Source organism: Falsibacillus pallidus (genome assembly GCF_050990905.1).
In the GTDB taxonomy this organism is placed as follows: Bacteria; Bacillota; Bacilli; order Bacillales; family DSM-25281; genus Falsibacillus; species Falsibacillus pallidus_A.
The window spans coordinates 3,651,777-3,663,282 of record NZ_CP158866.1 but is presented as its reverse complement, the minus strand read 5'-3'; the positions used below and the strand labels follow the sequence as shown (position 1 = coordinate 3,663,282).

General features: G+C 47.2%; 10 protein-coding genes. 9 read left to right on the top strand and 1 reads right to left on the bottom strand.

Translation table 11 applies throughout. The features are described 5' to 3' along the window. Positions 1 to 16: 16 nt before the first annotated feature. The 9 genes from nuoI (at position 17) to murA (ending at position 9,142) form a co-directional block, all read left to right on the top strand. Positions 17 to 436 carry an NADH-quinone oxidoreductase subunit NuoI gene (gene nuoI, locus ABTV07_RS18865; protein ID WP_433745339.1) on the top strand — a complete coding sequence of 140 codons (420 nt, stop codon included), beginning with the start codon at positions 17 to 19 and terminating at the stop codon, positions 434 to 436. Beyond that, positions 433 to 942 carry an NADH-quinone oxidoreductase subunit J gene (locus tag ABTV07_RS18860; RefSeq protein ID WP_433745336.1) on the top strand — a complete coding sequence of 170 codons (510 nt, stop codon included), beginning with the start codon at positions 433 to 435 and terminating at the stop codon, positions 940 to 942. The genes nuoI and ABTV07_RS18860 overlap by 4 nt, the downstream gene beginning before the upstream one ends. Continuing rightward, positions 939 to 1,253 carry an NADH-quinone oxidoreductase subunit NuoK gene (gene nuoK / locus ABTV07_RS18855; protein ID WP_433745333.1) on the top strand — a complete coding sequence of 105 codons (315 nt, stop codon included), beginning with the start codon at positions 939 to 941 and terminating at the stop codon, positions 1,251 to 1,253. Before ABTV07_RS18860 ends, nuoK begins: the two co-directional genes overlap by 4 nt. Before the next feature lie 238 nt (positions 1,254 to 1,491). Continuing rightward, complete coding sequence (nuoL, locus tag ABTV07_RS18850) at positions 1,492 to 3,339, top strand: NADH-quinone oxidoreductase subunit L (RefSeq protein ID WP_433745331.1); 1,848 nt, start codon at positions 1,492 to 1,494, stop codon at positions 3,337 to 3,339. Then, entirely contained in the window at positions 3,336 to 4,856 is a 1,521-nt protein-coding gene (locus ABTV07_RS18845) for a complex I subunit 4 family protein (RefSeq protein ID WP_433745328.1), read from the top strand. Before nuoL ends, ABTV07_RS18845 begins: the two co-directional genes overlap by 4 nt. Before the next feature lie 4 nt (positions 4,857 to 4,860). Then, complete coding sequence (gene nuoN, locus ABTV07_RS18840; protein ID WP_433745325.1) at positions 4,861 to 6,354, top strand: NADH-quinone oxidoreductase subunit NuoN; 1,494 nt, start codon at positions 4,861 to 4,863, stop codon at positions 6,352 to 6,354. A gap of 268 nt (positions 6,355 to 6,622) precedes the next feature. Then, a complete protein-coding gene (locus tag ABTV07_RS18835; protein WP_433745323.1) occupies positions 6,623 to 6,874 on the top strand; it encodes a DUF1146 family protein in 252 nt (83 codons plus the stop codon). Between the two features lie 163 nt (positions 6,875 to 7,037). Next, a complete protein-coding gene (locus ABTV07_RS18830) occupies positions 7,038 to 7,802 on the top strand; it encodes a YwmB family TATA-box binding protein (protein WP_433745320.1) in 765 nt (254 codons plus the stop codon). A gap of 32 nt (positions 7,803 to 7,834) precedes the next feature. After that, positions 7,835 to 9,142 carry a UDP-N-acetylglucosamine 1-carboxyvinyltransferase gene (gene murA / locus ABTV07_RS18825; protein WP_433745317.1) on the top strand — a complete coding sequence of 436 codons (1,308 nt, stop codon included), beginning with the start codon at positions 7,835 to 7,837 and terminating at the stop codon, positions 9,140 to 9,142. A gap of 268 nt (positions 9,143 to 9,410) precedes the next feature. Here the strand turns inward: murA and ABTV07_RS18820 are convergent, their stop codons facing one another. Next, the gene (locus tag ABTV07_RS18820; protein WP_433745314.1) at positions 9,411 to 11,045 is read right to left on the bottom strand and encodes a M4 family metallopeptidase; all 1,635 of its coding nucleotides are present in this window, start codon (positions 11,043 to 11,045) and stop codon (positions 9,411 to 9,413) included. Between the last annotated feature and the right edge of the window lie 461 nt (positions 11,046 to 11,506).

The following is an 11,506-nucleotide window of genomic DNA, read 5'->3' as shown; positions in this document are numbered from 1 at the left end:
AGGAGGAGGGAAAATCATGCTTGGATGGACAAAAGGACTTGCCTACACGCTGAAAAATTTAACGAAGGAAAAAGTGACCTACGATTATCCGAATGAACCGCTGCCGCTTCCGGACCGGTTCAGGGGCATACAGAAGTTTTACCCGGATAAGTGCATCGTCTGCAACATGTGCGTCAATATCTGCCCGACGGACTGCATTTCACTGACGGGAAAGAAAAACCCGGATCCGGAGAAAAAAGGGAAGGTCATCGAAACGTATGACATCAACTTTGAAATCTGCATCCTCTGCGACCTCTGTACGGAGGTATGTCCGACGGAAGCGATCGTCATGACGAATAATTTCGAGCTTTCTCAATATACGAGGGGCGAATTGTATAAAGACATGGCCTGGCTGGATGCAAATGACAAGAACGTAAGGAAGGAGAACAAGGTATGACGGGTGAATGGTGGATGTTCCTCATATTGTCCCTGATGGCGATCACTGGTGCAGTACTCATGCTTCAATTGACGAAAGTCATTCACATGGTCCTTGCTCTCGTCCTTACTTTTGTCAGCATCGCCGGCCTTTATTTCCTGCTGGCGGCCGAATTCATCGCGGTCGTCCAGCTCCTCATCTACTCCGGGGCAGTGACCATCATCATGCTTTTCGGCATCATGCTGACAAACCGGATGGAAGACCAGGGAAAAAGGGAGTACACCTGGAAAAAGTGGGGCATTTTCATTGGGGTCCTCGGATTTGCCGTCATGGTATTCACAGCCATTCGCTCCTTGGATTTCGGGACGGCAGGGACGCTTGCGAAAGACAATACGAAGGAAATTGGAAAGGCGCTGTACAGCCATTGGATCATCCCGTTTGAATTGGCTTCGGTCCTGCTTTTGGCCGCACTGGTCGGCGCCGTCATTTTAGCGAAGAAAGAAGACGGGGAGGCGAAAGAATCATGACATCCATTCCTGTCTCAGGCTATTTGACCGTCGCGCTCCTGCTCTTTTCCATCGGGCTTTTTGGAGCATTGACGAAGAAAAACACAGTGATTGTCCTGATTTGCATCGAATTGATGCTGAACGCGGTCAACCTAAATCTCGTTGCATTCAGCCGCATGGGAGCGGTGCCGTCCATCGATGGACAGATTTTTGCGTTGTTTTCCATCGCGGTGGCCGCAGCAGAAGCGGCTGTCGGACTGGCCATCCTTCTCGCCCTCTACCGCAATCGGAAAACCGTCAAAATTACCGAGTTCACAAATCTGAAGCATTGACAGCTTCTATGTTTACAATGTCTGTTTTCGTAAACATTGTTGTTAAAATCTTACTGCCGATTTTAACGTGAAAATACCTGTTTTGCGCGTTGGTATAGAGTATCCAGGCTCTTTTCAGATAGATCTCATGTATAGTTTGCATTCCTGTTTTAGCGACTAAAGCAACAAACTTTAAGAAAAGAGCCTTTCGAAAAGGCCCTTACTAAAAAGAGCCATAGACAAAAGGGGTTGAGAAACCATGAATGAGTCCGCATGGCTCATACCGATCGTACCACTGTTAGCCTTTCTTCTAATCCTATTGCTGCAAAGGGGAAAAGACCAGGCCGCGGCATATACGGGGATCCTGGCCACCGCCATCTCCTTTATCCTATCCGCCATGATTCTTTTTGACGGCATAGACGGGGAAAAATCATGGGATTGGCTGAAATTCGGCGATTATACTGTGAAAATGGGGTTTGAACTGACGACGCTGAATGTCCTGATGCTCGTCCTGGTCTCATTCATCAGCCTGATGGTCCAGATCTATTCGCTCGGCTACATGAAAAGCGACAAGCGGATGGCGATCTTTTATGGATACTTGAATTTTTTCACGTTCGCGATGCTTGGATTGGTCCTGTCTCCGAACCTGCTGCAGCTGTATTTTTTCTGGGAGCTGGTTGGCCTCGGGTCATTCCTGTTGATCGGATTTTATTTTTATAAACAAGAAGCAAAGCAGGCCGCAAAAAAAGCGTTCATCATGACGCGGATCGGCGATGTCGGCCTTTTGATCGGGATCATCCTTTTATATTGGAAGACCGGAAGCTTTGACTACGATGACATTTTTGCCTCCATTGGATCCGGCGATTTGACGAGTGGCATGATCACCTTGACGGCGCTTCTCATTTTTGTCGGTGCCATGGGGAAATCAGGGCAGTTCCCGCTCCATTCCTGGCTCCCGGATGCGATGGAGGGGCCGACGCCTATATCCGCATTGATCCACGCAGCGACGATGGTGGCAGCAGGGGTCTATTTGGTCGCTGTCATGTTTCCATTGTTTGAAGCTAGCAGTGCGGCGCTTCTTACTGTTTCAATCGTCGGTGGGTTCACGGCTATTTTCGCCGCGTTCCTTGGCCTGGTCCAATATGATATTAAACGCATCCTCGCTTATTCAACTGTGAGCCAGCTCGGCTACATGATGCTCGCGCTCGGCTCTGCGGGGTATACGGCAGGCGTATTTCATCTATTCACGCACGCCTTCTTTAAATCTCTTTTATTCCTGGCAGTCGGCAGTGTAATCCATGCTGCCCATACACAGGACATCCGGGATATGGGCGGTCTTTGGGGCAAAATGAAATTCACAGCTCCACTCTTTCTGATCGGTGCCCTCGCCTTGACGGGATTCCCATTCTTTTCAGGGTTCTTCAGCAAAGAGGCCATCTTTACCGCCATATATGAAAATGGCCCGAATTATTTATTTTGGCTTGCCTTAATCACCGCTTTTTTCACATCCATCTATGTGTTCAGGATGTTTTTCATGGTATTTTTCAGAAACCGGACAGGGCATACAAGGCACGCTTCCATTCAGGAATCTCCAGCCGTCATGATTGTGCCGATGGCTGTTTTGGCGGTTTTCGCCTTCGGAATCGGCTTTATCGAAAGCCCATGGAGCAGCATGTTCAGCGATTGGCTCAGGCCTGATCTGGCCACGGTGCATGCCCCGGGCTGGATCATGATGTATTCGTCCATTTTTTCCTTGATGGGAATCTTTTTTGCCTACTACTGCTTTCAAAATCCAACATTCCCGCCGGAAGCCTGGTCAACGGCAATGCCGATTACCCGCCAATTCTTGTTGAATAAAGGGTATATCGACGAAGTATACGGCTGGACGGTGGTTCGCTTTACAAAAGGATTCGGGAAGTTTCTGAGGTGGTTTGACAGCTTGATTGTCGAAGGGATTGCTTCAGGTGCGGCGAACCTCTTTCAGACGTTTGGAAAATTCGTCACAAGGATGCAGAACGGGCAGGTTCAGAGATATGGATTTGCAGCTGTGGCCGGCCTTGTCCTTATCATGCTCGTATACTTTTTGACAGGGGGATATTTCGGATGAATGCCAGCTATTTCTTACCCATACTCGTCTTTAGTCCTCTTGTCATGCTTCTGCTCCTCTTGATTGTCCCAAAAACAGAGAGGAAATTCATTCAATGGTTCGGTGTGATCGGAACGCTGCCGTCCCTTTTCGTTGCGGTTTACGGATACAGCGAGGTGCTTCACGGCAGCCATTTGAGCGACTGGAGCATCAAGCACAGCTGGATTCAGTTCGGGAATATCAGCTACTTGCAGGAACAGCTTTTCAGCATCGACTTTGAAATGGGGGCGGACGGACTCTCCATGCTTATGGTCCTGCTCACGGCTGTGATTGCATCCATGGCTGCAATCGCTTCATTCAAAATCCAGAAGGAATGGAAAGGCTACACGCTTTTATTTTTCCTTTTGGAAGCAGGGATGCTCGGCGTTTTCACTTCCCAAAATATGATTCTGTTCTTCTTGTTCTTTGAAGTGACGCTCATTGCGACATTTTTCCTCATTGGAAAATGGGGAGGGATTGCCCGGGAAAAGGCATCCTATGCGTATCTCATTTACAACGGGCTCGGTTCAGCGATCCTGCTCCTTGTGATTGTGTATCTATTTGTCAAAACAGGCACGGTCAATTTTGAAAAACTCCAATTCCTGCTGGCGGGAGACGGGGGAGAAATGGCTTCGACGATTTCCGGAGCGGCAAAGGACTGGCTGCTTGCTGCCGTTCTGGTGGCTTTCGGCTTTAAATTGCCGGCATTCCCGCTTCACCGCTGGATGGTCAAGGTCCACGTGGAAGCTCCGCCATCCGTTGTCATGCTGCACTCCGGGGTCCTTTTGAAGATGGGGGCTTACGGGATCATCCGCTTCGGCCTGGAGCTTTTTCCTGATACGTTTCAAAAGGCCTCTATTTGGATTTTGATTGCGGGCGTCGTGAATCTTTTGTTCGGCGCATTTGTCGCATTCGTCCAGACGGATTTGAAAAAAGTGCTGGCATACTCATCGATTTCCCATATGGGGATTGTCCTGTTGGGGCTCGGCGCTGCCAATGAAGCAGGCATCCAGGGGGCGATTTTCCAGACCGTTTCCCACGGGTTCATCTCGGCATTCCTGTTCCTGTTGGTGGGGATTCTTGTTTATCGAAGCAACACCACTGATATACGTAAGCTCGGCGGACTGGCAAAAAAAATGCCGAAGTTCTCCGGGTTCCTGCTGATCGCCGGCCTTGCCTCACTGGGGCTTCCGGGTCTGTCCGGGTTTGTCAGTGAATTCACTGCGTTTTTAGGTGTATTCGAAGAGTGGCCGATTATTGGGGCTGTAGCTTCACTCGGTGTAATCCTGACTGCCGTGTATGTGTTGAAAGCTATTATGGATATGAGTTTTGGCGAGATGACCCCCCTGAAGAAAATATGGTTCGATCTGCGAAAAACTGAATGGGTGCCGACAATCTGTCTCACTGTGATGATTGTCGTAATGGGTGTCTATCCGAGCATCGTGAGCACGGCGATTCAAGAAAGCATTAAGTCGATTCTAATGGGAATGGGAGGGTGAACAAATGAATGAATCAATGATGAGTGGAACGTGGTTATTGATGACGCCAGAATTCATTGTGCTGGGCGCTGCAGTACTGATCTCCCTGCTCGATTTATTCCTCCCCAAAAAAGTGAATCGGCTGCTTTTGGGATGGCTCTCGGTGCTGTCCGTCCTTGCCGGCGGAATCGTGCTGCTCCTCTTTTCGGGAGTAGACAGTGCGTCGATTTTATATGGAACATTCCAATTGGATGCGTTCGCCAAAGCATTTAAGCTCATATTAATGATTGGGGTCCTGCTCATCCTGCTGATGAGCATCCACAAAGGGGAGGAGAATGGCCGCTCGAATGTGAGGGGGGAGTATTTTTACCTGCTCCTTACCGCACTGCTTGGCGCCATGATGCTTTCGTCCAGTGGAGACCTCATCACCTTGTTTGTCGGACTTGAGCTATTGGCGGTTTCTTCTTATATATTGGCCGGGATCAAAAAAGACGATATCCGCTCCAATGAAGCGGCACTGAAATATGTTGTGAATGGCGGCATTTCAACGGCAATCACGCTGTTTGGGATGAGCTATTTATATGGAGTGACCGGCACAACGAATCTTGCGAAAATGGGGGAGGCGCTGAGCGGAGTCTTTGACAGCGGACTTCAGCTCCTGCTGGGGATTTCGTTCCTCCTGATCCTTGTCGGTCTTGCGTTTAAAACAGCGACCGTCCCGTTTCATATGTGGGTGGCGGATGTCTATGAAGGAGCTCCGGCTGCTGTCACAGCATTCTTGAGCGCAGTTTCCAAGACGGCAGGGTTCATCCTGCTGCTCCGCTTATTGGCAGGGATTTTTGCCGCTGCACCATCAAAAGGACTGACATCCGTTTCGATGCTGGTCGATATGAGGATGTACATCGCAGCCTTGGCCGCTGCAGCCATGATCATCGGCACGCTCGGTGCACTTCGGCAGCGGAATATCAAAAGGATGCTCGCTTACTCCAGCATCGTCCACGGGGGATATCTGCTTGGTGCCGTGGCATCGCTGTCCATTTTTATGATGGATACCATTTGGTTCTACCTGCTGACGTACACCATCATGACAATCGGGACATTCGTCATCATCCAATGGGTCATCATGCAGACAAAAACCAATGATATCAGCGGTTTCGCTGGACTTTACCAGCGTTCTCCGTGGACGGCCGGGGCGCTCGGAATCCTCCTGTTATCTTTGGCAGGGATCCCGGGGACGGCAGGATTCATAGCGAAGCTGAAAATCATCATGTCCCTGCTGGTGCAGGATAACAGCCTATGGTGGCTTGCAATTATCATGATCGTCGCGACCGTGGTATCTTATGTGTATTATTTCGGGATCTTCATCCAAGTATTCTTCCGGAGAGAGGAGCAGATCTTGAAAGACCGCCTTTCATTCGGAGGAAAGCTTGCACTCTGCATCGCCGTAGGAGCGACCGTCCTATTCGGCATCCTGCCAAACATCCCGCTCGACTACTTTCAGCACTACTTCGGCTCGTGAAGTGAATATTTGAAATAACCAAAAACGCCTCCCCAGAGAGGCGTTTTTTTGTGTTCGACAAATATCGGGGCGATTCGGGTGGTGACAGGCACCACCCGAATAATCTTGTGTAAACGCTGTCATGTTTTGCCCGCGCCAGCACTGGATTTTCACGAAAAATAATTTGCTGAAATAACATAAATTACGGATGAAAATCAAGGGGTTTGTGTTACAATGTGGGATGGGTCGAATTTTAGCGAAACTGAAAGGATTTTGGAGGGTTAAAAGGATGGTATCTCAATTTGGGCAAGAAGCATTGATCAGCATCATTTCTCAGCTTGTGTTCATGGCTGTCGCATTTTATGCACTGCAGGCATTGAATTTTGAGAAACTCATAAGGGCCAACCGTGTTTTCCAGGCAAGGCTCCTCTATATCGTTTTGACCATTGCCCTTGGCACCATATTAAGCAATTTTTTCCTTGATTATCTCCTATGGTCCAAACAGCTTCAGTTCCTGCTTCAATTCGTTTCATTTTTGTAAAAAAATAGGTCTTACTGCATGTTTCCAAATAAAAGATAATTGATTATTATTTGATTTGCATTAAGATTTTCAGGTTGTTCGTACATGTCAAAAAGTGACGACAATTCCCATGTATTCTCTGTCTCTTAGTGGAAAGAATGGTTACTAAGAGGGGGAGATAGATATGAATAAAAAGATAAAGAAATTTTCCATTGGACTTATATCCATTGTTTTAATAGGTTTCATCTTTTTTTTATTGGGGAATACAACAACCAATGCAGCGAAACAAGGCGCTGATCTATGGCAGATGGCTGAAGCAATTGAACATGAAAACGGTCAAGTCATTGAATGGTCTCTATATACAAGAGAGACAGTGAACGTGAAGGATGAGGGGCAGTTCCGCTCAAAGCTTGTCGAATTAAAGCGAAAATTCCCGAAATGGAATTGGGAGCAGCCAAACGGCGAGAACCGCTTTGCAGCAGTCGGCACCAACCCTTCCGCAGTAGATTCCGCCTTGCAAGAAAAAATTCAATTGATCTCGACCCTCAAAAATGGACATCGCTATTCGTATGTTATCTATGAAGTGTCAGGTCAAAATTGGAGCAATCATATAGCCGAAAGCATCAAGGATTTCTTTCCGAATCGATTGGCTCTAATTTACAAGGAAAAACCTGCTATATTCTCTTGTATCAAAGGCGAATTCAATGATAAGATGGATAATGTTTTATTGTTAAAAGCAGGGAAATTGCTGAAAGATCTGCATGCTGAAGAAAAGGAGTCTTTGAAAGAAAAAGATTTCTATTCCGTTTCTGCATACTCGCCAGATTTTACACAAGCTGTTCCATTAAAGAACAGTCAGATGAATGTCCAAATAGGCCTTAGGAAAAATGGAATGGGCGCCAAAACTACTGTAGTGATTGGCACACCCATCATAACGATTGAATATTAATATATAGAAATTGGACGCGGAGGGGAATACTCTTGGAAAAGATCATCGTCCGCGGTGGAAACAGATTGAACGGTACAGTCAAAGCCGAAGGGGCAAAAAATGCTGTATTGCCTGTTCTCACTGCAACATTATTAGCAAGTGAAGGAAAAAGTATCATTCGCGACGTACCAACTCTCTCCGATGTATATACAATTAATGAAGTTTTACGTTCATTGAATGCAGACGTTTCATTCAATGGTGAATATGTAGTTGTGGATGCATCAAAAGAGTTGAATATTGAAGCACGATTCGAATATGTGCGTAAAATGCGCGCTTCTGTTCTTGTGATGGGGCCTTTATTGGCGCGTCACGGAAAAGCACGTGTAGCACTTCCAGGCGGTTGTGCAATTGGGTCACGTCCGATTGATCTTCATTTAAAAGGTTTCGAAGCAATGGGTGCGAAAGTAAAGGTTGGAAATGGCTTCATTGAAGCAGAAGTCGAAGATAGACTTCAAGGCGCTAAAATCTACCTTGACTTCCCAAGTGTGGGTGCAACTCAAAACATCATGATGGCTGCTGCTCTTGCAAAAGGCACATCCGTCATCGAAAACTGTGCAAAAGAACCCGAAATCGTCGATTTAGCCAACTATTTAAATAAAATGGGCGCCAACGTTAAAGGCGCAGGCACAGGTACTATCCGTATCGAAGGTGTAGAACGCCTTTACGGTGCCGATCATACAATCATCCCAGACAGAATCGAAGCTGGTACATTCATGGTTGCAGCAGCTGTTACGGGCGGAAACGTCCTAGTCAGAGGCGCAGTCCCTGAACATATCTCTTCCCTTGTTTCCAAATTGGAAGAAATGGGCGTCATCATCCAGGAGGAAGAAGATGGCCTGCGCGTCATCGGTCCTGAAAAGCTTAAAGCGGTAGACATCAAAACGATGCCTCACCCAGGATTCCCTACGGATATGCAGTCCCAAATGATGGCTCTTCTCCTTTGCGCAGAAGGCACAAGCATGATCACTGAAACAGTATTTGAAAACCGCTTCATGCACGTGGAAGAATTCCGCCGCATGAATGCCGATATCAAAATCGAAGGCAGATCCGTCATTATGAACGGACCAAGCCAGCTACAAGGTGCAGAAGTTGCAGCAACAGACCTTCGCGCAGCGGCAGCCCTCATCATTGCAGGACTGAAAGCTGACGGCTACACTCGTGTAACCGAGCTGAAACACTTAGACCGCGGATACTTGAACTTCCACAACAAACTTGCAGCGCTTGGAGCAGATATCGAACGCATCACAGAAGCTGACGAAACAACTCCAGCAGCTGAATACGTAGAAGACATGAACGCGTAATCATAACTACCTTATATACAGTACGGAAAGAAGCACTACTATTGCAATTTCGGCTGAATATTCAAAAAACACCCCGCTACGTTGCGTATGGGGTGTTTTTTTGTTGTGGAAAAGTATAGGTTGAGCGAGCGCTCAGTCATAACGAATCCACAAAAAAATACCCGCCCCACAATCGGGACGGGTCAAAATCTATAGTATTAGGGAGAATACTAGAGTCAATCAAAGAAAATCACTTTCAATCATTGCGGCAGAGTTGCCGTAAAACAAATTACTGAACACCAACAGCATCGAACGCTTTATTCACAGCATTCACTTCAGCGGAACCGGCGCCGTATAGATCAGCAGCTGCCTGTGCAGCAGAAGCGCGCGCTTGGCTGAAGGTTGCATTGGAAGTCAGATAAACCGTGTTGGCGCGATAGAAAATGGCGCCCATCTTATCGCGGCCGATAGCAGGGACGGTGACTCCATAGTGTGTGCCGCCTTCACATAGAAGGTACGCAGCTTTATTGATGATGCTGCTGTTCGTATGGACGCCTCCGTTGTCGCTCGTACCCGTGTAGCGTTTAGAATAGTGGTCCGGATAGCCATATTTCGTCGGATCGCTCATGGAACGAAGCGCATCGCCAGCTGTACCCGGTGTATAAATGTCCTCACCGATTTCATAATCCGGATTTTTGCCGTTATAGAACTCAATCAGCGTACCGAATATGTCGGAGAGGGACTCATTCAACGCACCTGACTCATTTTGATAGACGAGGCCGGAGCTCTTCTCGGTCACAGCATGCGTCAGTTCGTGTCCAACGACATCAATGCCGCCAGAGAAGGAAGTGAAGTTTGTACCGTCGCCATCCCCGTAGACCATCTGAGAGCCATTCCAAAACGCGTTATTATAATTTCTGCTGTAATGGACGGAAGATTTGATCGCCGCGCCCTTGTTGTCATAAGAGTTCCGTCCGAAAACATTTTTATAAAAATCGTAAGTAACGCCTGCATAGTAGTGGGCATCAACCGCTGCCTTATCCTTCGCTGCATTCAGGACATTATCAGAGTCTTTCCAAAGAGAGCCTGGAAGGAAGAAATCAGGAAAAAAGCTGTACCCTGACATATCATAGGTGAAAATTCCAGAGCCGCGCGTATTGTCCTGCAGATAATAAGTGCCGCTTGCCAAAGTGGTATTCAAGGACTTCGTGTCGCCAAGCACGCCAGTACCCGTACCAACGGAATTCGACCCGGACACTTCATCCATGTTGTTAAACTTATTCAAAATGCTGCCATCATGGGCATCAACGAAGTAATTCCAGTTGCCGGGTTCTGGATCCAGGAAGTTCAGATTGACGAAATAAGCATATTCAGGCGAGCCGTTTCCGGTAAAAACGACAAGCTGTGCTTCCGCCTCTTTTTGAAGCTTCGGATCGAATCCCAGGTCTGACTTAGCAATCTCGATGGCTTTGTCCGCCTTGATTTTCTTACCTTTCTTCAAATTCTGTTTCCCTTCCAAATCAGGCTGGACAGTACCCGAAACAACCTTCAACGCTCCGTTATCATCTACCAATCCCACTTGAGTCGAACCCCAAACCGGGACGCCGTTGTACAGCTGCTGCAGACGGACGACCGAATTCCCAAGCGAATCTTTGGAAACATCCAGAACCTGAAACGATTCCTCAGCTTTTTTCGAACCAAATTTGAACTTATCTTTATGACTATCGAAGTATTGCATCAATACTTTTTCTGAGCTTAAACTAGATGGAGCGGTTAATTTCCCTGACACAAATTCGGGAGATCCCACTTTGTGATTCATTTGCATTTTAACTGGACCAGTTGATGCCGCAAATGTTGTCGGAGCAAAGCTGCTGGAGACAAGGCCGATAGCCAGTCCCATTCCAAGCCACTTCTTTTTCTTCATACCATTATCCACCCCTTTTGGAAAAATTTATATTACACGGTCAGCATATCATGTCGAAATAAATATTCAAACTATTTTGACAACAATTGAATACATAGCACCACACAAATAAGAAAATGGGCTGAAATCCCCGATGCATCAAGGTTTTTCGTGTATTTTTTCAATAGGAGATTGGGAGGGTCTTTTATTCTTTCGGTAATAAAGAAACGAAGATTATTGTAGAAAAATAGTGTCGGCAGGAAAAAAGGACCATGGTTTTCTCGGTCCAACACCGGCCTCTAATACTTTTTCGAGGCGAAAAAAACTCAACCAGCAGGCTCCGCTTTTCTTGTCTAGCTCCGCCGGCTAGAGGCTGGGAGACTTCCCTCAGCACACTTACGATAAGTCAACATCGAATCGCTATCGCTCTTCGTGTTTCCTTTATCTCGTGGTGCTTCAGTCCAGTCTCTGCGCCTCTAATA